The sequence below is a fragment of the Chitinophaga sp. ARDCPP14 genome (assembly GCF_051362515.1).
Classification (GTDB): domain Bacteria; phylum Bacteroidota; class Bacteroidia; order Chitinophagales; family Chitinophagaceae; genus Chitinophaga.
In genome coordinates this window covers 43,478-67,515 of sequence record NZ_JBKIXB010000002.1, presented here as the reverse complement: position 1 = coordinate 67,515, position 24,038 = coordinate 43,478, and the positions used below count along the sequence as shown (strand labels likewise).

Below are 24,038 nucleotides of genomic sequence, written 5' to 3'. Positions count from 1 at the left end.
ATATCGATAATGAAAACCGGAATCCTACATTTCTGCGGTGCCATAGGCATTGCCAGTATCTTGCTATCCTCCTGCTCCAATACGGACATGGCAGGACCAGATACTAATCAACCAATCGACGACGCGGACGCTGCCAGCGTGAACTACGAAATCTCAGCCATCAATCCAACTGCCACGTTATCTCCTGATGCCTCAGGACGCTTATCTGCTATCACAGGTGATGCATCCATGGCAAAAGCAGCGTCTGGTGGTTTCGACATCACCTGGGACACAGCAACCGCCCGTTTAAGAGAAATCCGCTTCGATGCCAGACGTGGTAAAGATGAAGTGGAATTCAAATTAAAAACAGACAGGCAAATTGACCTTAAGCAAGTACCTGCTGTAATTGGCGCCATTAAAATTCCCAAAGGAACTTACCAGCAGGTAAAAGTGTATGCGAGAGTGGAAGGGGATAAGAAAGATCCGGCAGTAAGACTGAAAGGTTTTATTACCTGGGAAAGCAAGAAAATTCCCGTTGAAATCCTGCTCTCCGGCAAGATTGAACTGCAGGCACATGGAAAAGATGTAGTGGTAACCGACACCAAAATTGATTGGAAAGGTTCCCTCAAAATTTCTATGGACCTCATCCTCACCAAACTGCAGATCGGCGACTTCACCGGCTCCTTTGCTGATGGCAAGTTAAAGATCAGCATAGACATTAACGGCAACCTCCATAACAAGGTGGTGAATGCACTGGAAAACAGCATGTCAGTGGAACATACCCACGACTAAGTAGCAACGGCTTTTAACGTAACGGATCTGTAGGAGATACACTGTTAGTATCTCCCCACAGATCCGTTGTTTATTTTTATTACCTGATATTGATCTCCGAATACACCGCAAAATGATCGGAAGCATATCTTCCTTCCCACGTTTCAGAAATGCTGGCATGTTTTAAAACATCCATCTTCCCTTTCAGAAAGATATAATCAATGGGCTCGTTATCCATTTCTGCGATATTCCATCCGTTGAAAGTACCGGCAGGGCCAAAGTGCGCCGTTTTGCTGATGGCTTTACTATCGGTTAAATGCAGCGGATCATTTGGATTCATAACAATCTGAATAGGTTCATCTGACGGAACAGCGTTGAAGTCGCCGGTAATAATGGCGGCATCTTTTCCCGCAATATCATGTACCCGTTGCAGCAATAACTTCGCACTTTCCCTGCGCGCAATTTTCCCCATATGATCAAAGTGAGTATTGAAGTGATAAAATAACTTGTTTGTTTTTTTATCCCTGAATTTTCCCCAGGTCACAATACGGGCGCAGGCGCCGTCCCATCCGATATGACCCGCCACGGAAGGCGTTTCCGACAGCCAGAAAGTTTCGCTGTTTAACAACTGCAAACGGGTGGTATCGTAAAATATAGCGGAGAATTCTCCTTTTGTTTTTCCATCATCCCTGCCCACACCAATCGTTTTATATTGTGGTAACCTTTGCTGAAGGTCCTGCATCTGGTCATACAGCGCTTCCTGTACACCCAGTGTATGGGCGCCCAGGAACAGGATTTCGGAGGCCGCTTTATCTTTCCGGTGCGGCCACGCATTGGCGCTGTCGTCCGGGTTATTATACCGGATATTGAAAGTCATTACCTTCAATGGAACCTGTGCAGCCAGTGCGCCTGCAAGCAGGCAGCAAAAAACTGTCAGCCATATGCTTCTCATACCAATTCAATTTTAGCCTGTAAAAATAATACGGTGAAGCGTAAATCCTACTGAAGCGGAGATAATTTACTATTTCATCATCTCCAAACGCAAATTGGTAAGCAGCGTAATAAGCACTGCGGAAGATACCTGGAGGATGTCTCTCATATTCTGAAGCGCACGCGCAGAGAGCTTATAGGCGCCTTTTACAGAAATATTCATGATGGTGGCAATACTCTCGTAATCCAGTTCTTCAAAAAAGCGGAGATACAATATCTCCTTTTGCCTTGCATTTAACTGGTTAAGTGCATTCAGCAGCTGCTGGTGTTGCGCCTGTAATTGCTCTTTCTTTATATAGGCCGATTCAGGAGAAAAGTGGGCGAGGAAGTCGTGTTGCTCCTGGTCCAGGGAGATCACAATTCTGTTCTTATGTGGACGTAACCGGTTATAAATAGTACTTCGGAGCGCTACAAGCAGGTAGGGACGCGGATTTACAGGGGTGCTCAATGTATCCTTATTAGTCCATAATTTTATGAAAAGTTCCTGTATCGCATCTTTTACCAGGTCATCATCAGGATGTAACCGCATACCATACTCATATAACCGCTCAAAGTAACGGTCATAAATTGTAGCAAAGGCCTGTTGACTGCCCTGTTGAAGTGCTTCCCAGATTGTGGCGTCGGTAGTTGCAGAAAAATCCATCTCCCAGTTGATCGGCTAAATGTACAAAAAAATAGTACAGCGCCGGGGCAAACTCCTCCTAGGTAGGGGTATTACCAAATATGAAAAATTTATCTGCATATAAAGTCACTAAAATCAATACTTCTATAAGTTTTAATAAAAAAATTATAAAATAATTGGAAAAAAGTGGGGTGTTTTGCGAATTCTTTGTGTTCTGTACTGGAGCAGCAAAGTTCCTTTTTACTTTCCTGTGATGATTTTTGAGGAGCTAATGGATATTTAATTGGAGACCGGTTATCATTTATTTACAAAAGAAGATTTCCTGGAAGATGCGTTCTTCCGGGAATGGGTGAAGCATGCCACACCGGCCGCAACGGCTTTCTGGACGGGCTTCCGGGACAGTGCGCCTCCGAATAGGGAAGCGTTTGAGCAGGCAGTGGTCGCACTGGAAGCTATCCTTAGCCTGCAAAGAATTACGCCGGCAACAGGGGTAAAAGCCATTGTATGGGAAAGGATACAGCAACAACTGCAGCAACAACAGGTCGTGCCCATTACCCGGAACCGCCGCTGGTACCGGCTGGCAGCAGCAGTGTTACTGCCGCTGCTGATCGTCACCGCCTGGTTCCTGCTTCGTCCGGAGAAAATGAATAAGGTGGTCAGTGCCTATGGTCAACAACTCCGGGTAACATTACCGGATTCTTCTGTAGTCATCTTAAATGCTCATTCGGAGCTGAGTTATTATAACTGGAAAGATGGGAAACGGGAAGTATGGTTACAGGGAGAAGCACTGTTCAACGTTTCCCGCAGGGCTACACCCTCCTTTACAGTGCATGCGGGAAAAGTACAGGTGGAAGTGCTGGGTACCATATTCAACGTGAAGGAAAGAAGGGATAAAGTGGAAGTATTCCTGAAAGAAGGAAAGGTAAAAGTATCAGCTGCAAAAGGTACCGCCTCACTGATCCTGCAACCGGAAGAACAAGCGGATTATGATGCCGGTAAAGGACTGCTGCGGAAAGCTGTTGCTAAAAAAGAAGTAGCGCTGGCATGGACAGAAAGCAAAATGCAGCTACAACAAACCGCTGTAAAAGATATTATCAATACACTGCAGGATACATATGGATTTACTATTATAATAGAAGATACTACTGTGGCCAACCGTACAATAGATGGCGTGTTACCGCTGAATAACGTGAACAATGTATTGTTTGAATTGTCAGCCATACTGAACATGAAAATTGAAAAGAACAATGATACGCTGACCTTTAAGAGCGCCGGTCAGCGCGGCTTTTAAACACATATTATCAAAAACCAAGATCGATGAGGATTTGTATCAAACAAAGCCTGTATGGCTTCCTGTACCTATGCATATTGTTACTGGGCAGTTCCCGGGCAATAGCGCAACAACCAGCCGGTAAACGTTCGCCTGTTGTTTCTGTTAAAGAAGCCCTGGATAAGGTAACGGCATTATACGGAACTACCTTTATGTATGAAGGCGTGCTGCTGAAAAACAAAACCACCACGGTAAATGTAGCTGCCATGAAAGGCAGGCCGGTGGAGGATGTACTGAAAAGTATCCTGTATCCCCGTGATTTGTTGTTTTTGTATGTAGATAAAAATCACTACACCATTGTACCCCGTCAAAGAAAAGATATGCAGGCCAGTAACCTGGTACAGTCATCACCGGCTGCAAGCGCCGATTCCTTTGAGGAAACAGGAACCCGCACGGTGAATGGAACAGTGAAAGACCAGCGTGGTAGCGTCCTCCCGGGCGTTACCATCCAACTGGAAGGACAAAGAAAATGGACAGTAACCGATAACAATGGCTACTTCCTGATCACCATTCCCGCAGATGCCGGCGTCCTGTTATTTTCTTACTCCGGTATGGAAGCAAAGAAGGTAGCATTGGGGAGAAGTAATACGCTGCAGGTAGTAATGGAAAACAAAGTGCTCAATGAAGTGGTGGTAACAGGTTATCAAACCCTGTCGAAAGAACGCGCCACCGGCGCATTCGCCACTGTAAAAGCCGCCGACCTGGAGAAACGCCGCATTTCCAGTCTCGCACAGGTACTGGAAGGTACACTTCCCGGCGTAGTAAGTTATAAAGGCGATATCAATGTGAGGGGAACCAGCACCTTTAACGCTACCAGCGCACCGCTGTATGTGATTGATGGTTTCCCGGTAGAAAACATCGCCTACGACGATAACAGGAGACTGAGGGATTATGTGCCGGATATTAACCCGGAAGATATAGAAAATATCACCGTACTGAAAGATGCGGCGGCTGCCTCCATCTACGGCGCCAGGGCGGCTAATGGGGTAATTGTTATCACCACTAAAAAAGCGAAGTCCGGCCCGGCACGCATCAGCTTTTCCGGTGATTTTGCCATGACGCCAAAGTATGATCTCTCCTACCTGAAGAGAGCCGACGCCAACGAAATAATAGACCTTACCTACGATTACTTTGATAATGACCCTGCATTTAAAACAACACCGCTCACGGAAGCCGCACGCCTCCGCGCCGGCGCAGGAATAGTAACGCCTGCACTCGACTACCTGCTACAGGTGGCAGAAGGAAAAATTACCCGTGCAGAAGCAGATGCAAAGCTGAACGAAATGCGTCATCAAAACGTATTCAATCAACAGATCCTGGATCACCTGGTACGCCCCGCAGCTAATCAGCAATACAACCTGTCGGTGTCCAAAGCCTCCGCAGGCAACGCTTTCAGTTTCTCTGCCACTTTCAGGAATGACCAGGGGTATAACAAACAGGATGTAAATAAATCGCTGGGATTGAATTTTACCAACACGCTCACCATCAACAAATGGCTCACGGCTACCGCGGGCATATACCTGAATTATGGCGATAATAAACGTACGGGCGCCGATGGAATGTCTGCTACCGGTTTATTTAATAGCATGATGCCCTTTGAATCCATTTATGATGCACAAGGAAATGCATTGCCGTTAAGGAACACCCAAACTGCTGACGACAAGGCTATTTATGACAAATATGGCCTCTATTCTATCGATAGAATTCCGGAACAGGAAATGAACAAAAACCTGCTCTACACCCGTTCTATTAAAACCCGGGCTTATGGTAAACTGAATGCAAAAATTACTTCGTGGCTCAACTATGATATCATGTTCCAGTATGAAAAGAACAGTGGCAAAACGGAGCAGTTAATGGATGTTACTTCCTATTACATGCGCGATAAACTCAACACATTTTCCGCATTGGATACAAGGGGCAACACTACCTATAAGTTACCAATAGGAAACGCATTCCGCAACACGGGTGATTACCTGCGGGCTTATACATTCCGCAACCAGTTAAACTTCAACAAAACATTTAATGAACGTCACGAAATAATAGCGATCGCCGGTTCTGAAACCAGGGAAGTGAAGAACAACCGCGACTTCAGTGGCATGTTCGGGTATGATCCGCTCACGCTGAGCTACATGCCGGTTAATGCACTGGAGCTTAGTAACCGCTTCATTGGTCTCAATGGAAGACCAGCATCTTTAAGCCCTTCTGAACTGGCGTATTTGAATGAAGTAACCAACCGTTATTTTTCTTTCTATGGAAATGCAGCTTATACCTATAACGACAAATACATGGTGAATGGTAGCGTAAGGTATGATTTGTCGAACCTGTTTGGAACCAATCCCACCTACCAGTACCGCCCTTTATGGTCTGTTGGCGCCAGCTGGATTATGAGCCGGGAACAGTTTATGGAAGGTATCTCGTGGCTGGATATCCTCAAGCTGAGAGCATCTTACGGAATTAATGGCAACGTGGCAAGGAACGCCGGTCCTTTTATGGTGGCATCGTATGGCATCAATACTATGACAGGCAACACCACCGGCTCTATTAATAATCCGCCGAACCCTAACCTGCGTTGGGAAAAAACTGCTACCACAAATGTGGGTATTGATTTCAGCGTATTGAAAAGCAGGCTGTCCGGATCAGTAGATGTATATAATAAGAAAAGTAATGACCTCCTGAGTACCGTGACCATTAACCCCGCGCTGGGCTTTGCCACTGCTTATGTGAACAACGGCGCTATGCAGAACAGGGGAGTGGAACTGATGCTCAAGGGACTGATCGTCCGCCGTCGTAGCTTCGACTGGGATGTTACCGTAAATTCATCTTTCAATAAAAACGAAGTTACCAGGGTAGACTATAAGCCCAGAACAGCCAGTGAACTGGTGCCGAATGCAAACGGATACTATGTGCAGGGCGATCCGTACAGAAGTCTTTACAGCTACGCATATGGCGGCTTAAACAGCATCGGTGAACCACAGATCTACAACCAAAAGAATGAGCTGACGGATAAGCTGATCACTACGCCGGATGCAGTGCGTTACAGTGGTACCTATGTACCTGTTTACAGCGGTGCGTTAATCAATAATTTCCGGTATAGAAGTTTCCAGTTCTCTTTCCTGTTTGTATACAACGCAGGTCATGTAATGAGAATGAATGTGCCTTATATCAATGGCAGGTTCCCGAATGCGGTGATGCCGGCAGGCAATACCAACGCGTGGAAGAAACCGGGTGATGAACTGATCACCAATGAGCCGCGTATTACATGGGACTATGATAAAAATGGTAACAATTACAGGAACAGTTATTATATCTATGGCGACCAGACAATCGTAAGCGCAGCTTACATTAAGGCGAGAAATCTCTCCGTGAGTTATTCTCTTCCGAAAAGCTGGTTACACCGGTTGAAAATTGCAGATGCCAGGATCCGTTTACAGGCCGATAACCTGTTCTACATCGGGTTCAACGGAGAAGATATTGATCCGGAAGCTACCGGCTACAATGGTTCAGGGCTTACGCTGCCCATCATGCCAACCTATAATGTTGGATTTAATATTTCACTTTAATTCATGAGGTTGTAAAGATTTGTATATGAAAAGGATCATTCATTTTATATTATGCGGATTGGTGATTACCGGAACGATCAGTTGTAAGAAGTACCTGGAGATTGTGCCGAAGGGACAAAAGATTCCGCAGAGTTTTGAAGATTACAAAGCATTGGTGGAAAATGCCAAAGCGCATTCTTTCGATTACGATAATCAGAACCAGGTAGCCAATGATTTCTATTTAATCGCCAACGGGCAGGCTACGCTTAATTTAACCAGTATTAATTTCAACTGGCAGGAAACCCAGGACCGGTTGCAATATACTTCTGATGACGCGGGGTATAATGGCGCCTACACCGGCATCTTTATTTATAATGTGCTGGTGAATAATGTACAGAACGCCACTACCGGTACCCAGGCGGATAAAGACCGTTTAATAGCGCAGGCGAGGGTAGGCAGAAGTATGTTGTACTTCTACCTGATCACCAGCTATGCTAAAATGTATGATCCGGCCACTGCTGCCACGGATCCGGGCGTATTCCTGAATACATCGGATAATGTGGAAGCATCTATGAAACAGGTATCGGTAAAAGAGATGTATGAATTTATCCTTAAAGATCTGAATGCGGCGATGCCTTATTTGCCTGTACATCCGGACAATCCTTACTTCTCAGGTAAAGGCGCGGGGTACGCATTGCTGTCGAGGATACATTTATTTATGAAAGACTATGCCTCCGCCGCTTCCTTTGCGGAGGAAGCCTTAAAACAGAACAGCGAACTGTTTGACTATGTGAATTATTATAACGAGAATAAAGTATTGGCAGATGGTACGAGCCCTTCTATCAATATCCCGAAGTATGAATTCAGGAACCCGGAGAATTATAACTTTCACTACGGCAGCTCTTATATGCAGGTACAGGGCATGTATATTTCTATGCTGCGGGAATCCGATTCAGCGCAGTATGATAAAGGAGACGCCCGGTTTAAAGTTAATTTCACGAAGCGGGCCTTTGGTTTGGAAACCATCTGGACCTACCGCAGAAGGGATGATGTAAATGCTGCAGGGCTTCGCACGCCGGAAATGTACTATGTAAAGGCTGAATGCCTGGCCCGCGCCGGGAAAATTGCAGAAGCCATGAACGTACTAAACACTGTGCGCCGTAAACGTATCCTGCCGGAGTTTTATGCAGATGTAACTGCCACTGACCTGGCTGGCGCCATTGCGCTGATCCGCAGGGAGCTGAAGTGTGAATACAGGGGCACCGGGCTGGTATATCTTGATTTGCGCAGGTTTAACAACGATCCGCAATTCAGGGCTACCATCACGAAGCAGGAAGGTGATAAAACCTATTCCATTACGCCTGATTCCCATTTATGGATTATGCCGTTTTCGCTGAATGCGATGGCGTATGGCGAAGGGCTGATACAGAATTCAAAGTAAGATATTAAAACCAACCATTACCACAGGTTGCCGGTATATTGCCGGCAGCCTTTTTTATTTAATGGGTGTACTGGTTGAGCTGGAGGATTATATCGGGGTCGGGGCAGTTTTGCAGGTATTTCTCTTTTTCGCTGTAGCGGCATACGCCGGGATAATCGCCGCGGAAACCCTGCATATCTTCAATTACCTGGAAATGCAGATGTGGCGGCCATCCGCCGTTTTCGGCAGGTGTGCCGAAATGGGCCAGCGCCTGACCGGCAGTGATGGGCATATTTTCATACAACCCCTGCAGGTTGGAAATGCTGAGATGACCGTACAGCGTGTAAAAGGTATATCCGTCCAGCTGGTGCTGCAAAATGATGGTGGCGCCATAATCACCGAAATGATCATTAAAACGGAAGCTATGAACATGCGCATTCATAGGGGCATACAGCCGGGTGCCCGTTTCTCCCCATACATCGATGCCAAGGTGCAGCCGGCGTGGTTCTTCCCCGGCGTCAAAATGGGGACTTACCGCATAAATAGTACGATGCTCCGCATAGCCGCCAATTCCCAGCCGGCAGCCACTTTGTTCCAGCGTATTGTCGATATACCGGCTGAAGCGGTTAATGTCCTGCAGTATGTTTTTGGTGAGGGTCGTGTTATTGGCGGTGAAATCCATTACCAGCAGGGGCTCATGATCTCCCAGAAGCGGAATAACCGGCTTAAAGGTGGACTGATATTTCTTTAATACCTCCTGTAACATATTTTGTAGTGCTTGACTTTCGTCTAAATATAAATATTAATTTGTGTATTAAATAATGCTGGTCCTTTGCAGTTCCCCGTTTATATCAATTTGTTTTCCTTACATTTTCCGCTGCACGCAGTAACGGAAACCCTGGGTATGTTTATCGGCTTCCGGTATTTTTTATACCTGCGGAAGCAGCAGGGCGACCGGATAGAAAGCAGTAACCGTCTCTGGGCCATTATAGGCGCCATTTTCGGCGCTTTGTTCGGCAGCCGGCTGTTAGGAGCGCTGGAGAACCCGCCGGGGCTGTATCACGCCGATAACCTGCTGTTTTATATCTATCAGAATAAAACCATCGTAGGAGGACTGCTGGGAGGTCTTGCCGGAGTAGAGCTGATCAAGAAGGCCATCGGCGAAAAAGATTCTACCGGCGACCTGTTTGTTTATCCGCTGATACTGGCCATGATCATAGGCCGCATAGGTTGTTTTACGATGGGTATTTATGAAGAAACCTATGGGCTGCCCACTTCATTGCCCTGGGGCATGGATCTGGGCGATGGCATCCCCCGGCATCCGGTATCTCTCTATGAAATTATTTTTTTAATATTATTATGGCAGATGTTAACCGGCATCAGCCGCCGCTATTCCCTGGCAAACGGCGCACGGTTTAAACTTTTCATGATTGCCTACCTGCTGTTCCGTTTCGGGCTGGATTTTATCAAACCAGGATATCGCTTCGCTTTCGGGCTGGGATCTATACAGCTGGCCTGTTTGGCCGGGTTACTCTATTATTCACCGGTGATTATTTTTCCGTCACGACTAACACAAAAACAATATGCCTGAAAAAAATTACACCTACTACGATTTTACACTCAGCATCTGCAGTACCTGTTTGCGCCGTGTAGACGCGAAGGTGATATTTGAAGATGAAAAGGTTTTCATGATCAAGCATTGCCCGCATCATGGGAAAGAAAAGGTGTTAATCGCTACCGACATCGACTATTACAAAAATACCCGCAACTATAACAAACCATCTGAAGCGCCGCTTAAAACCAATACCAGCACACACTATGGCTGTCCTTATGATTGCGGCCTCTGTAAAGATCATGAGCAGCATTCCTGCCTGAGCGTCATTGAAGTAACAGACCGCTGCAATCTTACCTGTCCTACGTGTTACGCCATGTCGTCGCCGCATTACGGCCGGCACCGTACCCTGGAAGAAATAGAGCAGATGCTGGATATCATCGTGGAAAACGAAGGTCAGCCCGATGTAGTGCAACTCAGCGGGGGAGAACCTACTATCCATCCGCAGTTCTTCGAAATACTGGATATCGCTAAAACAAAGCCGATCCGGCATCTCATGATCAACACCAATGGTGTGCGCATTGCAAAAGATAAAGAATTCACCGCACGCCTTGCTACCTACATGCCGGATTTTGAGGTATATCTTCAGTTCGACAGCTTTAAGCCGGAAGCGCTGGAACGTATGCGGGGAAAGGATCTGACAGATGTAAGAAAACAGGCGCTGGAAAATCTTAATGAAGTAAATCTCAGTACTACCTTAGTAGTAACCCTGCAACGCGGCGTGAATGAAGACGAAATGGGCGCTATCATCGACTATGCCCTGAAACAACCCTGCGTTCGCGGTGTTACGTTTCAGCCGGTACAGGTGGCCGGCCGCACCGATGGCTTCGACCCCGCTACGGATCGTATCACCCTTACAGAAGTACGGCAACGTATCCTGGAGCAATCACCCATCTGGAACGATCACGACATTATTCCCGTTCCCTGCAACCCGGACGCTTTGGCAATGGCCTATGCCCTCAAAATAGAAGGACAGGTATACCCGCTCACCCGCTACGTGGATCCTGCTGTGCTGCTGAATAATTCAAAAAACACCATCGTGTATGAACAGGACGAAAGACTGCATCAGCACATCCTGAAAATATTCAGTACCGGCATCTCCACCGATGCTGCGGTAAATGATATGCAGTCGCTGCTTTGCTGCCTGCCACAGGTACAGGCTCCCGGTCTCGACTATACGAACCTGTTCCGCATTGTGATCATGCGCTTCCTCGATGCTTATGATTTTGATGTGCGCGCCATTAAAAAGTCGTGCGTGCATATTGTGCATAAAGATGGCCGCATTATCCCATTTGAAACCATGAACCTTTTTTACCGTGATGATAAGGAAGCCTATTTAAAACAACTCCAGGAAGAACGGACTTTTATTCCTATTGTTTAAATAATTGTATATGAATAAATTTTTCAAAGATGTACTCTTGTTTACCCTGATACCACTGGGCATTTTCCTGCTGATGTGCGTAGCCGGCGATGAAGGGATCATTGCTGCGGGACTGATAGCAATGTTTTTGGTAGGGGGTTATTTTATAATCGGACTGATACTGATCATTGCCAATAAGAACCACATAGGAAAAGTATTATTATTATCGTCGGGGATTATTTTGCTGGTGGGGTTGTCCACGTGCGGGATTATTTTAAGCGGGTTGAGTATACGGTAAGGAGGTTGTCTTGGACGCTGATTACGCTGATTTTACTGATTAATTTTTGGGATTTTTGGAGATGAGTGCATTGGCCGGATTTTAATTCAGCATCGGTATTCTCTATTGAAAATTGATTTAAATTTGGCTTTTCATTGAATTTTTGGAAAATTCCGTGAAATTCAGCAGCTCTTACCAACAGTATTCCTTAAATAATTTAAAAAGTTAAGCGGCATTTAATAAGCTATTGCTATTAAATGCCGCTCACGCTATATCGGGTACACATTTCATTTATATGGTAGTGCCGCGTCTAAACACCCTGCACTTTTTCGTCTGTAAGGGCCTGTGATAAACGATCTTAGCTTCAAGTCCACGTCACCTCCACATCACCTCCGGGTCATCTGCATGTATTAAGCATATGCTAAGTATGAACGAAGTATTTCCCAGTCACTCTTTAAGTAATCTTTATTCATCCCCAACTCCTCCATCAATCTCCCAAAATCACAAAAAGATTAATCAGTAAAATCAGCGTAATCAGCGTCCAAGACAACCTCCGCTCCGATCTCCGCAAATCACAAAAGGTCTAATCCATTAAATCAGCGTAATCCTGAGAAAGACAACCTCCGCGCGGCATTATATCACCACATTGATCATCTTCCCTTTTACGATAATCACTTTTTTAGGCGCCTTACCTTCCAGCCATTTCTGCACTACTTCGCTGGCCAGTACTTCTTTTTCAATGTCGGGAATAGCGGCGTCCAGTGAAAAGCCCATTTCAGAGCGGGTTTTACCGTTGATCGCAATAGGGTAATTGAAAGCGCTTTCTTTTGTGTATTGTTCTTCATACACCGGGTAAAGTGCATTCAGAATACTTTCATTATTGCCTATATACTGCCACAGTTCTTCACACAGGTGAGGCGCATAGGGGGTGAGCAGGATCAGCAATGGTTCCAGGATGCTGCGTTTGTGACAACGCAGGGTAGCGAGTTCATTTACGCAGATCATAAACTGGCTTACTGCTGTATTGTAGGAGAAGCTGGAAGTATCGTGATCTATTTTCTGGATCGTTTTATGCAATATTTTCAGTTCTTCCGGCGTGGCTGGTTGTTCATTTACCAGGATGCCTTTTTGCTCATCGGCAAACAGGCGCCACAGTTTTTTCAGGAAGCGGTGTACGCCTTCAATACCTTTGGTATCCCAGGGTTTGGATTGCTCTACTGGTCCCAGGAACATTTCGTACATACGGAAAGTATCAGCGCCGTATTTCTCAACCAGGTCATTTGGATTAACGGTGTTGAATAAGCGCTTGCTCATTTTCTCCAGCTGTACGCCGCAAATGTATTTGCCATCTTCCAGTATGAAGGTAGCATCTGCAAAGTCGGGCTTCCATTTTTTGAAGGCAGCGGTATTAAGTTCTACACCATCTACTATATTCACATCTACATGCAGTTCATCTGTTTCGTACTGATCTTTCAAACCATGTGAAACATATTGGTGGGTGCCACGTACGCGATACACCAGTCTGGAGCTGCCACCAATCATCCCCTGGTTGATCAGTGATTTAAATGGCTCATCAAAACCGATATGTCCCAGGTCGTACAGCACTTTCGTCCACATACGGGAGTAGAGCAGGTGTCCTACGGCATGTTCGGTGCCGCCTACATACACATCTACCTGGTTCCAGTAATCGGTGGCTTTACGGTCTGCAAAGGTGTTGTTATTATGTGGATCCATATAGCGCAGGAAATACCAGCTGCTGCCGGCATAGCCGGGCATGGTGTTGGTTTCGCGCTTTACGCCGGGGGCTACGTTCACCCAATCGGTGATGTTGGCCAGCGGGCCTTCACCTTCTTCACCGGGTTTATAGTTTTCCACATGCGGTAATTCCAGCGGCAGGTCTTTTTCGTCCATCGCGTAAGGAATACCGTTTTTATAAATGATCGGGAAAGGCTCGCCCCAGTAGCGCTGACGGCTAAAGCCGGCGTCACGCATTTTATAATTGATCTGGCGTTTACCGATACCCAGTTCTTCCAGTTTGGTGATCACCACATCCATAGCAGGTTTCATGTCCATGCCATTGAGGAAGCCGCTGTTTTGCAGTTTGGCTTCTTTGGTTGGATTGGCTTCCTGCCCGTTGAAGGCGTCGCCAATGATGTTGGTGATAGGGATATTGAAATGTTTGGCAAAGCCAAAGTCGCGCTGATCGCCGCAGGGCACCGCCATGATGGCGCCGGTACCATAGCCGGCCAGTACGTATTCCGCAATCCACACCGGTATTTCGCGGCCATCAAACGGGTTGATGGCGTAGGCGCCGGTAAAGCAGCCGGTAATTTGTTTTACATCGGCCATGCGCTCCCGCTCGGAGCGGCTTTGCACGTATTCGAGGTACTTATCAATTTCAGCTTGCTGATCCGGGGTGGTGATCCGGGATACGAGCTCGTGTTCAGGCGCTATCACCATGAAGTCCACGCCGAAGATGGTATCGGGGCGGGTGGTATATACCTCCACATGTTCGGTGGAGTTTTTCAGGGCGAACTTAATTTCGGCTCCCTGGCTTTTGCCGATCCAGTTGCGCTGCATTTCTTTCATGGCATCGCTGAAGGATACTGTTTCCAGTCCTTCCAGGAGACGGTTAGCGTATTCGGTGATACGCAGGAACCACTGGCTCATCTTCTTCTTTACTACAGGGTAACCGCCGCGTTCACTTACGCCGTTCACTACTTCGTCATTGGCGAGTACGGTGCCCAGTGCTGCGCACCAGTTAACTTCCGCATGCGCCAGGTAGGCGAGGCGGTACTGCATCAATATGTTGCGCTGTTCCGGCTCACTATAGCTTTTCCAGTTGGCCGCCGTGAATTGTATACTCCGGTCGCCGGGGCAGATATGACCGGCGTTACCTTCTTTCTCAAAAATAGCTACCAGGGAAGTGATGGGTTCTGCTTTCTTTGTGCTGCGGTTGTACCAGCTTTCAAAGATCTGCAGGAAAATCCACTGCGTCCATTTATAGTAGGAGGGATCGCTGGTAGTTACCTGGCGGTCCCAGTCGTAGCAAAAGCCGATGTTATCCAGTTGTTCACGGAAAGCCTTGATATTCTGTTCGGTGGTTACTGCGGGATGCTGACCTGTTTCGAGGGCATATTGTTCTGTTGGCAAGCCAAATGCATCGTACCCCATGGCATGGAGTACATTAAAGCCTTTTAGTCTTTTATAGCGGGAGTAGATGTCCGTTGCAATGTATCCCAGCGGGTGGCCTACGTGTAAACCAGCCCCTGAAGGATAGGGGAACATGTCCAGTACATAACATTTGGGCTTTGGACTGTTATTGCTCACACGGTAAGCATGCGACTGCTCCCATTGTTGCTGCCATTTTTTTTCGATTGCCCTGAAATTGTATTCCATATCTGTTGTAGATGAACCTTAATTGTCCGGATATAAACAATACGTCCGGTCATTAAGGCGTTATCAGTTATAATTTAAAAAGTTGCTATAATGCCTGTTCAGCAAAATAATGTTAAATTCATTAATACTCCAATGTCATTCCCCAACATCTCTATATATTGCCATTCTATTGGCCGGAAAGGGTTTATTACCTGACCGGGTTGGCAAAATTAAACACATAACTACTAATTTTTATTATTTTCGCCGATAAACTGCAGATTAATGGCGCAATCCGGGAAATCATCAGCAAAGAAGTCGAAACCATCCTACCTGTACTCCATCATTGGTGTAGCACTGGTATTGTTTTTACTGGGCACATTGGGTCTGGTGGTAATACATGCTAACAAGCTGAGTGTGTATTTTAAGGAAAGCATAGAAATACAGGTCATCCTCCGGGATAACGTGAAAGAAGCACAGGCCACGGCCCTGCGCGATTCAATGGCACACAGGCCATATATTAAGTCAATTGAATATGTGTCGAAAGATATGGCGGCACAGCGGTTCAAAAAGGATTTCGGGGAGGACTTTATCACCCTTCTGCAATATAACCCGCTGTACAGCAGCATTAACATAAAGGCAAACGCCAATTATGTAAACAATGACAGTTTGAAGATCATTGAAAATAACCTGTCACAGCAAAGCATCGTAAGGGAAATATCCTATCAGCGTATGCTGGTGAGCAAACTGAACGAAAACGTTAACAGGATTGGATTAATTATCCTGATCATCAGCGGATTATTATGCCTGGTGGTGATTTTCCTGATCGACAATACCATTCGTTTGGCCATGTTCAGCAACCGGTTCCTGATCAAAACCATGCAAATGGTGGGAGCTACCCGCTGGTTTATTGCCAAGCCCTTTGACCTTCGCAGCATTGCCAATGGCGCTATCGCCGCGGTAATCGCCATCGCAGGCCTGATCGGTATTATGTCGGTATCCGATAAATTATTGCCGGAACTGGCAGGATTGCGTGATAACCTGATGATAGCGTTCCTCTTTATAGGCATGATCCTCATCGGAATCAGTATTTCTTTGGTGAGCACACACCGCTCCGTCATGAAATACCTGCGCCTGAAACTGGACGATCTGTATTAACTTTAAATCTTTAACGAGGATATAATACCAAACACTATGGCTAAAACAGCTTTAAATAAGGAGGCAGAAAACACATTGGCCGACAGCCGCCCTATTTTCCCAAAAGAAAACTACAAATTTATGCTGGCTGGTATTGTGGTGATTATCCTGGGCTTCCTCTTCATGATGGGAGGAGATTCCAGCGATCCCAACAGCTTTAAACCGGAACAGGTATATAGCTTCCGCAGAATCACCCTGGCGCCTATCGTTATTGTACTGGGCCTGGTGATAGAAGTATATGCTATTATGCACCGTCCGAAACCAAAGGCATAATTGCTTCTATAAAAGTATTTTAACAGCGATGATCCCTCATCGCTTTTTTTTTAACTTTTAACCATATTAAATTCGATGAATGTTTTTCAGGCTATCATTATTGCCATCGTGGAAGGACTAACGGAGTTTCTGCCGGTTTCCTCCACCGGGCATATGATCATTGTGAGCGCACTGCTGGGTATTGGTAAAGACGAATTTACCAAGCTATTCGAAGTAGTGATCCAGCTGGGAGCGATCCTGGCAGTGGTGGTATTTTATTGGAGAAAGTTCCTGGTATTTGATAAAAACCGGTTTAACTTTTACCTGAAACTGGCCATCGCCGTGATCCCGGCGCTGATCCTCGGTTTCCTCTTCAGCGACAAGATCGATGCCATGCTGGAAAGCCCGCTAACAGTAGGAATTACGCTGCTGGTAGGTGGTATCATCCTCCTGTTTGTAGACGACTATTTTAAAGAACCCACTATTACCACCGAAGAAAAAATAGACGTTTTTACCGCTTTACGCATAGGCTTTTACCAGTGCCTGGCGCTTATTCCCGGCACCAGCCGCAGTGCAGCCTCCATCATCGGTGGTATGCAGCAAAAGCTGTCCCGCAGCGTAGCAGCCGAATTCTCTTTTTTCCTGGCAGTACCTACCATGGCAGCAGCCACCGGCTACAAACTGCTAAAAGGACGGGAGTTGCTAACCGCGCATCCCGAAAACCTGAAGCTCCTGCTAATCGGCAACATCGTGGCCTTTGTAGTAGCCCTGGGCGCCATCAAATTCTTTATAGGGGCCGTAAAAAAGTACGGATTTAAAATGTGGGGATACTATCGCATCGTGGTGGGCATTATCATCATAGCGGCCATATTGATGGGCTACCAACTCGAAGTGTAGAGCGGATGTTGTCTTGGCTCAGGATTACGCTGATTTTACTGATTACCTGGATTTTACTTTTTTGATTTTATAAAGGATTAAGGGAGATAGAAGCGGATATCCGCTCTTATCTCCCTTAATTATTATTTTAAGAAAATCAGAAAAATCCAAAAGTAAAAATCCAGGTAATCAGTAAAATCAGCGTAATCCTGAGCCAAGACAACATCCGCTCTATCCTTTTACCGCCAGCAATAACTCCAAATCGGTGTATTTAAGCTTGAACTTTTCGCTCAGGTGGTAGTTCGTTAATGCGCCTTTATAAAGATAGATGCCGTTACGTACGCCGCGTTTAATCCATACAAGGTTTTCGAATCCGCCGTCGTCGGCAGCTTCCACGAGTAAGGGCATCAGCACATTGCTGATGGCTTCAGAGGCGGTGCGGGCAAAACCGGATGGAATATTGGGTACGCAGTAATGTACCACATCGTACTTTTTAAATACCGGGTTTTCGTGTGTAGTGATTTCCGAGGTTTCAAAACAGCCGCCCCGGTCGATGCTCACATCCACAATAACGGAACCCGCTTTCATGTTGCTCACCATCGATTCGCTGACAACAATAGGCGTCCGCCCGCTTTGTGACGACAATGCGCCTACCGCTACATCGGCATTGCGCAGCTGCTCTGCCAGCACTTTAGGCTGGATAACGGAGGTGAATACACGTACCCCGATGTTGTTCTGCAGCCTTTTCAGCTTATAAATGTTATTATCAAATACTTTTACGGAAGATCCCAATGCAAGTGCAGTACGGGCTGCAAACTCACCCACGATACCAGCGCCTATGATCACTACTTTCGTAGGAGGAATGCCGGTAATACCTCCCAGGAGGATACCTTTTCCTTTGTTGTCGTTGCTCAGGTACTGTCCCGCAATCAGCATACAGGCGCCCCCGGCAATTTCGCTCATGGCCCTCACAATAGGGTAGGTGCCTGCATCGTCTTTCAGGTTCTCAAAAGATAACAGCGTAATACGCTTATCCATCATTTTTTCTACCTGTGGCGCTTTCAGGGCAGCCAGGTGGATGGGAGAAATAACGATCTGGTGCGGGTGCAGCAGCTCTATCTCTTCATCGTTCAGCGGTGCGGATTTTACAATGATCTCTGCTTTAAAGACCTCCTTTTTGTCGTATACAATTTCCGCCCCGGCTTCCGAATAGTCGGTGTCATAATAATGCGACCCGTCGCCGGCTTTATGCTCTACCACTATGTGATGTCCGTGTGCCGCTAGAATGCTGACTGCATCGGGCGTAAGGGCAATCCGGTTTTCCTGGAAAGATGTTTCTTTCGGGATACCTATAAACAAACGGGAATTTTTCTGCGGAATATCCAACGTTTCTTCCAGCGGTGAATAGGTAAACCCAGCACTTACTACAGGTTTTTGCCTCTGCTCCATATGCGTGTTCAGTTTTTTTAAATCGAAGTATCCAAAGATACATCATTTGAGAGATGAAGCGATTTCGCGCAGGACCCTTTTTTGATCCGGTTGTACCTCCAGCTGGAGGTGAATGGTATCCGGCGGTAGCATATGCGCTATTATTTCCGGCCACTCCACGAAACAAATGGCATCCTGGTAAAGTGTGTCTTCCACGCCGGCGCTGATGGCGTCGTCTTCATCCCGGAGCCGGTACAGGTCCAGGTGGAAAATGCGGCGGGGTGTTCCCGCTGCGTCGGTGTAGGCATATTCATTTATGATTGAAAACGTAGGACTGGCAGTAGCATCCTGCACGCCTTTGGCGGCGCATAAAGCCTTTACCAGGGTAGTTTTCCCGGCCCCCATCGGGCCTTTAAGGGTGAAAACCTGTTTACCGGTGAAATGATCCCAGAACTGCCGGGCTGTTTCCGGCAGTTGATCCAGCGTAAATGTCCATTGCATCCCCAAAAATAAGGAGAAAGCGGAAAGCAAAAGCGATTGTCACCAGATTTTGCAAAAGTTGCAGCACTGCGTCAAAAATCGGGTAAGGCCCTTGTCCGGCCTGTTTCCGGGCACCTGTATGGCACTTCTGCCGCTTCGTTGCATTAATATTTTACCTGCCTATTTCATCCGCTGCTAACTTTGTATGCAGGAGGAAAGATGTCAGATGACAGCCATTAATTGCAAGGTGGAAGGAATGCATTGCACCAGTTGTGCACTCGGCGTTTCCAAATACCTGGAGAAAAAGGGAATGCAGGACGTTAACGTCAGCTTTGCCACGGAAGAAGTTAGTTTCAACGCACCGGAAGGCGCCAACTCAACGGAAATACTCAACGGTATTACCCAAATGGGATATCGCGTAGTGTTGCCGGAAGACAAACCCGCAGAAAAGAAAATATATACCACCCTTACATTCAAATTTGTTTTTTGTCTCATATTTACGTTACCCCTGCTCCTGCATATGTGGGTCAGCTGGTCGTGGTTACACCACCCCTGGGTACAGTTCTGGCTTACGCTGCCAGTATACCTCGTGGGAATGTGGCACTTCGGCCGTAGCGCGGTGCGTTCCGTCATCAACCGCATGGCCAATATGGACGTGCTGGTATCGATCGGCGCCACCGCAGCCTTTGTATACAGTTTTGTAGGAACCGTTGTGTACGGCAACCCCGATTATATGTTCTACGAAACCACGGCAGCCATTATCACCCTGGTATTCCTGGGAAATATGCTGGAGGAAAGGTCCGTAAAACAAACCACTTCCGCGATTGCCGAACTGGCACGCATGCAGGTCACTACAGCCCGGCTTATTAACACCGATCACGGCCACGAACATATCCATGAAGTGGATAACCGTACCCTGCGTACGGGCGACTGCGTACTGGTGAATACAGGTGATAAAATACCCATGGACGGCACCATCTACTGGGGCAGCGGCCATGCCAACGAAGCCATGATCACCGGCGAAAGCGCGCCTGTCAGCAAAAAAGAAAAGGACAAAGTAATTGGCGGTACCATACTGGAAGACGGCAGCATCAAAGTATATATCACGGCCACCGGTAAAGACACCGTGTTGTCCTATATCATAGAACTGGTAAAACAGGCGCAGTCGGATAAGCCACCCATGCAGAAACTGGCCGACCGCATCAGCGCCATATTTGTGCCACTGGTACTCGGCATAGCCCTGGTTACCTTCCTTGGATGGTATTTTATAGGGCATACCACGCTGGCCACTGCCATGATGCGCAGTGTAGCCGTATTGGTTATTTCCTGCCCCTGCGCCATGGGCCTGGCCACACCCGCCGCCGTGATGGTAGGACTGGGACGCGCCGCACGCAATGGTATCCTGATCAAAGGAGGTCACACCCTGGAAATGTTTAAGGATATCAGGCAGGTAGTATTTGATAAAACAGGTACCCTCACCACCGGTAAATTACAATTGGGCGAATACCACTTTTTTGATATGCCGGAAGAAGATTTTAAACAGATAGTATACAGCCTGGAAAAATATTCTTCCCATCCCATTGCCCGCTCTATTGCTTCGCTCTGGAAATCTGCCGGAGAAGTGCCGCTGCAGCAGGTCCGCGAACACAAGGGTCTTGGCATGCGTGCCAGCGATAAAGCAGGTAACCAGTGGCAGTTAGGCTCTTTCCGCATGGCAAATGGTATTACGGAAGATGACAGCCATAACCTGTATCTCCTGAAAAACGGCCTGCTGGCAGGATGGATCGATTTTACAGATGAAATACGGCCAGAAGCCGCACAGGTAATTATACAACTGCAGCAATCCGGTATCAAATCCATCTTACTAAGTGGCGACACCACCCGCAAGTGCCGGGAACTGGCCGCCAAGCTGGGTATTACAGAAGTATACGCGGAACAGTCGCCCGAACAAAAACTACAAAAGATAGACGCCCTCATGAAAACCGCCCCTACCGCCATGGTAGGCGACGGTATCAATGATGCGCCCGCACTGGCTAAAGCCACCATTGGTATCTCTCTCAGCGATGCCACCCAGGTAGCCATGCAAAGCGCTAACGTAGTATTGCTTAATAACAACCTGGGCTCGCTGCCACTGGCGCTGGGACTGGGAAAACATACCTATCTCACCATCAAACAGAATCTTTTCTGGGCATTCATTTATAACGTAGTGGCGATACCGGTAGCCGCCCTCGGATTCCTGAATCCCATCGTAGGCGCCGGCATAATGGGCCTCTCCGATGTGGTGCTGGCAGTAAACTCTATACGCCTGCGCTACAAAAACGTGATCTAAGCGGATGTTGTCTTACTCAGGATTACGCTGATTATACTGATTACTTTGATTTTACTTTTTGGATTTTTAAAGGATTTTAAAGGATTAGCGAAGATATAAGCGGGTATATCATTCGCTTATATCTTCGCTAATCCTTTAAAATCCTTTAAAAATCCAACATGATCAATCCTGGCTAATCAGTATAATCAGCGTAATCCTGAGTAAGACAAAATCCGCTCTAATCGCGTATCTTCGCACTAACCATTAAATTTTTATTTGAGTACGCCCGTAGCCATATTACAGCAATACTGGGGATACGAACAGTTTCGCCCGTTACAGGAAGATATCGTGAATGCTGTACTGGAAGGACAGGATACACTGGCCCTGCTGCCCACAGGTGGTGGTAAGTCCATTTGTTTTCAGGTGCCGGCCATGATGAAGCCAGGGCTATGCCTGGTCATTACCCCGCTCATTGCGTTGATGAAAGACCAGGTGGCCAATCTCAAAAAAAGAGGGATCACTGCATACTCCATCTATTCCGGTATGCCTTACCAGGAGGTGGAAAGGGTCCTGGAAGCCGCCCGCCGCGGTGGATGCAAGTTTTTATATGTATCTCCCGAAAGATTACAAAGCAAACTTTTTCAAACCTATTGTGATGGCCTCCCGGTAAGCCTGCTGGCGATTGATGAGGCGCATTGCATCTCGCAGTGGGGATACGATTTCCGTCCGGCATACCTGCAGATCGCGGATATCCGCAGCTTCTTCCCGGAAGCGCCGGTATTGGCACTCACGGCCTCGGCTACACCAAGGGTACAAACGGATATCTGTGAGAAACTGCTGATGAAGGACGCCCGGGTGTTTACCAAAAGCTTTGCCCGCTCCAACCTTTCTTACAGCGTGCTGGAAGAATCTACCAAAATTGATAAGGTAAAACATATACTGGACCGCGTACCCGGCTGCGGCATCGTTTATTGCCGTAATCGTAAACGCACCAAGGAAATTGCTTCCCTGCTGGAACTACAGGGCATCCCTGCCAGTTATTACCATGCCGGTTTACCACAGGCAGAAAGGGCCGCCCGGCAGGAAGCCTGGATCAATAATGAAACACGCATCATGGTTTGTACCAATGCCTTCGGCATGGGAATCGATAAACCGGATGTACGCATAGTGGTGCATTACGATATGCCCGACGGACTGGAAGCCTACTACCAGGAGGCAGGCCGCGCCGGCAGGGACGAACAGAAAGCATATGCCGTGTTGCTCTATAACGAAGAGGAACTAACGGATATGCATGAACGGATTGCGTTGCAGTTTCCCTCGCTGGAGCAGATCCGTGAAGTATACCAGGGCATTGTTAACTACCTCCAGGTGCCGGTAGGCAGCGCGGAAGGCATGTACTTCGATTTTGACATCAACGATTTTGCCCGCACCTTCCACCTGAACCTCACCATTGCTTACAGCGCGGTGCGCGTGCTGGAACAGGAAGGCGTGCTGCAGCTCAGCGAAAGCGTATTCCTCCCCTCCCGGGCGGAATTCGTTACCAATAAAGAATCACTGTACGAGTTTGAAAATGCGTATCCTGCATTGGAAGAAATTATCAAAACTTTGTTGCGTACCTACGAAGGGATTTTCGATAATGCCGTACCCATTTATGAACGGCAGATAGGCCGCATCATGCTGATGGAAGATGATGATATTGCCGCACAGCTGCACCAGCTGCACCAATACGGCATCCTGCATTATCAGCCCCGCCGCGACGAACCACAGCTGTGTTTCCTCCAGGAACGGGTATCCTCACAAAACCTGCGCATCAATATGGCCAGGGTGGAAGTACGCAAGAAAGTTTATGCGGACAGGCTCGCCGCCATGTTTGCGTATGTACGTAACCGTGATATGTGCCGTACGCAGCAACTGGTAGCCTATTTCGGCGAAAAGGATGCCACTCCGTGCGGCGTATGCGACATCTGCTTAAAAAAGAAATCACAGCCTATGGACGCCGCCGGATTCAAGCGTATATCCGACCACGTTATCACCATGCTGAAAGAAGAACCACTGCTGTTTAACATGCTGCAAACCAAACTACCCGATGTAAAAAGAAGCGACCTGATGGAAGTCCTCCAGTTCCTGAACGAAGAAGGCATCGTGGTGCGGGATGAGGCGGGGCGGCTGTCTTGCGCACGGTGAGAGCGGAGTTTGTCTTACTCAGGATTACACTGATTTTA

General features: G+C 47.2%; 18 protein-coding genes. 12 read left to right on the top strand and 6 right to left on the bottom strand.

The genetic code is table 11. From position 1 onward, the window contains the following. Positions 1-9 precede the first annotated feature (9 nt). Positions 10-771: a hypothetical protein gene (locus ACLHR0_RS04830; protein WP_429042154.1), complete on the top strand. Its 762-nt coding sequence runs from the start codon at positions 10-12 to the stop codon at positions 769-771. Positions 772-850: 79 nt separating this feature from the next. Here the strand turns inward: ACLHR0_RS04830 and ACLHR0_RS04825 are convergent, their stop codons facing one another. Beyond that, positions 851-1,702 carry an endonuclease/exonuclease/phosphatase family protein gene (locus tag ACLHR0_RS04825; RefSeq protein WP_436485086.1) on the bottom strand — a complete coding sequence of 284 codons (852 nt, stop codon included), beginning with the start codon at positions 1,700-1,702 and terminating at the stop codon, positions 851-853. Between the two features lie 69 nt (positions 1,703-1,771). After that, positions 1,772-2,383: an RNA polymerase sigma factor gene (locus tag ACLHR0_RS04820; protein WP_436485084.1), complete on the bottom strand. Its 612-nt coding sequence runs from the start codon at positions 2,381-2,383 to the stop codon at positions 1,772-1,774. A gap of 262 nt (positions 2,384-2,645) precedes the next feature. On the opposite strand from ACLHR0_RS04820, the gene ACLHR0_RS04815 reads away from it, so the two are divergent. Genes ACLHR0_RS04815 through ACLHR0_RS04805 form a run of 3 tightly spaced genes read left to right on the top strand, consistent with a single transcriptional unit; the run spans position 2,646 to position 8,672 of the window. Next, complete coding sequence (locus ACLHR0_RS04815) at positions 2,646-3,653, top strand: FecR family protein (protein ID WP_436485082.1); 1,008 nt, start codon at positions 2,646-2,648, stop codon at positions 3,651-3,653. 26 nt (positions 3,654-3,679) lie between these two features. Further along, positions 3,680-7,252, top strand: coding sequence for a SusC/RagA family TonB-linked outer membrane protein (locus ACLHR0_RS04810; protein ID WP_436485080.1), 3,573 nt, complete (start codon positions 3,680-3,682; stop codon positions 7,250-7,252). Between the two features lie 25 nt (positions 7,253-7,277). Further along, the gene (locus tag ACLHR0_RS04805) at positions 7,278-8,672 is read left to right on the top strand and encodes a RagB/SusD family nutrient uptake outer membrane protein (protein WP_436485078.1); all 1,395 of its coding nucleotides are present in this window, start codon (positions 7,278-7,280) and stop codon (positions 8,670-8,672) included. A 58-nt stretch (positions 8,673-8,730) separates the two neighbouring features. On the opposite strand, the gene ACLHR0_RS04800 is transcribed toward ACLHR0_RS04805, so the two are convergent. After that, complete coding sequence (locus tag ACLHR0_RS04800) at positions 8,731-9,417, bottom strand: peptidoglycan DD-metalloendopeptidase family protein (RefSeq protein ID WP_429042143.1); 687 nt, start codon at positions 9,415-9,417, stop codon at positions 8,731-8,733. A 66-nt stretch (positions 9,418-9,483) separates the two neighbouring features. Here ACLHR0_RS04800 and ACLHR0_RS04795 point away from each other — a divergent pair, with 66 nt between their 5' ends. Genes ACLHR0_RS04795 through ACLHR0_RS04785 form a run of 3 tightly spaced genes read left to right on the top strand, consistent with a single transcriptional unit; the run spans position 9,484 to position 11,921 of the window. After that, positions 9,484-10,242 (top strand): prolipoprotein diacylglyceryl transferase, encoded by a 759-nt coding sequence (locus ACLHR0_RS04795; RefSeq protein ID WP_436485076.1) that lies wholly within the window; start codon positions 9,484-9,486, stop codon positions 10,240-10,242. Continuing rightward, a complete protein-coding gene (locus ACLHR0_RS04790; protein ID WP_436485074.1) occupies positions 10,235-11,644 on the top strand; it encodes a radical SAM protein in 1,410 nt (469 codons plus the stop codon). The genes ACLHR0_RS04795 and ACLHR0_RS04790 overlap by 8 nt, the downstream gene beginning before the upstream one ends. Before the next feature lie 10 nt (positions 11,645-11,654). Further along, complete coding sequence (locus tag ACLHR0_RS04785) at positions 11,655-11,921, top strand: hypothetical protein (protein WP_370913385.1); 267 nt, start codon at positions 11,655-11,657, stop codon at positions 11,919-11,921. A 612-nt stretch (positions 11,922-12,533) separates the two neighbouring features. Here the strand turns inward: ACLHR0_RS04785 and leuS are convergent. Continuing rightward, on the bottom strand, positions 12,534-15,299 hold the full coding sequence (gene leuS / locus ACLHR0_RS04780) for a leucine--tRNA ligase (protein ID WP_436485072.1): 2,766 nt from the start codon (positions 15,297-15,299) through the stop codon (positions 12,534-12,536). A 261-nt stretch (positions 15,300-15,560) separates the two neighbouring features. Here leuS and ACLHR0_RS04775 point away from each other — a divergent pair, with 261 nt between their 5' ends. From ACLHR0_RS04775 to ACLHR0_RS04765, 3 genes are all read left to right on the top strand, one after another. Then, positions 15,561-16,433 carry a cell division protein FtsX gene (locus ACLHR0_RS04775; protein WP_429042136.1) on the top strand — a complete coding sequence of 291 codons (873 nt, stop codon included), beginning with the start codon at positions 15,561-15,563 and terminating at the stop codon, positions 16,431-16,433. A 36-nt stretch (positions 16,434-16,469) separates the two neighbouring features. Next, entirely contained in the window at positions 16,470-16,745 is a 276-nt protein-coding gene (locus ACLHR0_RS04770) for a DUF3098 domain-containing protein (RefSeq protein WP_079473553.1), read from the top strand. Positions 16,746-16,820: 75 nt separating this feature from the next. Further along, positions 16,821-17,621, top strand: a complete 801-nt coding sequence (locus ACLHR0_RS04765; RefSeq protein ID WP_436485070.1) for an undecaprenyl-diphosphate phosphatase — start codon at positions 16,821-16,823, stop codon at positions 17,619-17,621. A gap of 210 nt (positions 17,622-17,831) precedes the next feature. Here the strand turns inward: ACLHR0_RS04765 and ACLHR0_RS04760 are convergent, their stop codons facing one another. Both ACLHR0_RS04760 and tsaE read right to left on the bottom strand, forming a co-directional pair. After that, complete coding sequence (locus ACLHR0_RS04760) at positions 17,832-19,049, bottom strand: alanine dehydrogenase (protein WP_079473555.1); 1,218 nt, start codon at positions 19,047-19,049, stop codon at positions 17,832-17,834. 42 nt (positions 19,050-19,091) lie between these two features. Beyond that, complete coding sequence (gene tsaE, locus ACLHR0_RS04755) at positions 19,092-19,529, bottom strand: tRNA (adenosine(37)-N6)-threonylcarbamoyltransferase complex ATPase subunit type 1 TsaE (protein ID WP_436485068.1); 438 nt, start codon at positions 19,527-19,529, stop codon at positions 19,092-19,094. A 205-nt stretch (positions 19,530-19,734) separates the two neighbouring features. Between tsaE and ACLHR0_RS04750 the strand changes: the two genes are divergently transcribed. Continuing rightward, the gene (locus ACLHR0_RS04750; RefSeq protein WP_436485066.1) at positions 19,735-21,837 is read left to right on the top strand and encodes a heavy metal translocating P-type ATPase; all 2,103 of its coding nucleotides are present in this window, start codon (positions 19,735-19,737) and stop codon (positions 21,835-21,837) included. Between the two features lie 255 nt (positions 21,838-22,092). Further along, positions 22,093-24,000 carry a RecQ family ATP-dependent DNA helicase gene (locus tag ACLHR0_RS04745; RefSeq protein ID WP_436485064.1) on the top strand — a complete coding sequence of 636 codons (1,908 nt, stop codon included), beginning with the start codon at positions 22,093-22,095 and terminating at the stop codon, positions 23,998-24,000. Positions 24,001-24,038 lie beyond the last annotated feature (38 nt).

Excerpts from the sequence above, each read along its gene's own strand:
- leuS (WP_436485072.1), bottom strand. The coding sequence starts at position 15,299 with ATGGAATACAATTTCAGGGCAATCGAAAAAAAATGGCAGCAACAATGG.
- ACLHR0_RS04820 (WP_436485084.1), bottom strand. The coding sequence starts at position 2,383 with ATGGATTTTTCTGCAACTACCGACGCCACAATCTGGGAAGCACTTCAA.
- ACLHR0_RS04790 (WP_436485074.1), top strand. The coding sequence starts at position 10,235 with ATGCCTGAAAAAAATTACACCTACTACGATTTTACACTCAGCATCTGC.
- ACLHR0_RS04775 (WP_429042136.1), top strand. The coding sequence starts at position 15,561 with ATGGCGCAATCCGGGAAATCATCAGCAAAGAAGTCGAAACCATCCTAC.
- ACLHR0_RS04770 (WP_079473553.1), top strand. The coding sequence starts at position 16,470 with ATGGCTAAAACAGCTTTAAATAAGGAGGCAGAAAACACATTGGCCGAC.
- ACLHR0_RS04800 (WP_429042143.1), bottom strand. The coding sequence starts at position 9,417 with ATGTTACAGGAGGTATTAAAGAAATATCAGTCCACCTTTAAGCCGGTT.
- ACLHR0_RS04750 (WP_436485066.1), top strand. The coding sequence starts at position 19,735 with ATGACAGCCATTAATTGCAAGGTGGAAGGAATGCATTGCACCAGTTGT.
- tsaE (WP_436485068.1), bottom strand. The coding sequence starts at position 19,529 with ATGCAATGGACATTTACGCTGGATCAACTGCCGGAAACAGCCCGGCAG.
- ACLHR0_RS04760 (WP_079473555.1), bottom strand. The coding sequence starts at position 19,049 with ATGGAGCAGAGGCAAAAACCTGTAGTAAGTGCTGGGTTTACCTATTCA.
- ACLHR0_RS04805 (WP_436485078.1), top strand. The coding sequence starts at position 7,278 with ATGAAAAGGATCATTCATTTTATATTATGCGGATTGGTGATTACCGGA.
- ACLHR0_RS04765 (WP_436485070.1), top strand. The coding sequence starts at position 16,821 with ATGAATGTTTTTCAGGCTATCATTATTGCCATCGTGGAAGGACTAACG.
- ACLHR0_RS04830 (WP_429042154.1), top strand. The coding sequence starts at position 10 with ATGAAAACCGGAATCCTACATTTCTGCGGTGCCATAGGCATTGCCAGT.
- ACLHR0_RS04810 (WP_436485080.1), top strand. The coding sequence starts at position 3,680 with ATGAGGATTTGTATCAAACAAAGCCTGTATGGCTTCCTGTACCTATGC.
- ACLHR0_RS04785 (WP_370913385.1), top strand. The coding sequence starts at position 11,655 with ATGAATAAATTTTTCAAAGATGTACTCTTGTTTACCCTGATACCACTG.
- ACLHR0_RS04825 (WP_436485086.1), bottom strand. The coding sequence starts at position 1,702 with ATGAGAAGCATATGGCTGACAGTTTTTTGCTGCCTGCTTGCAGGCGCA.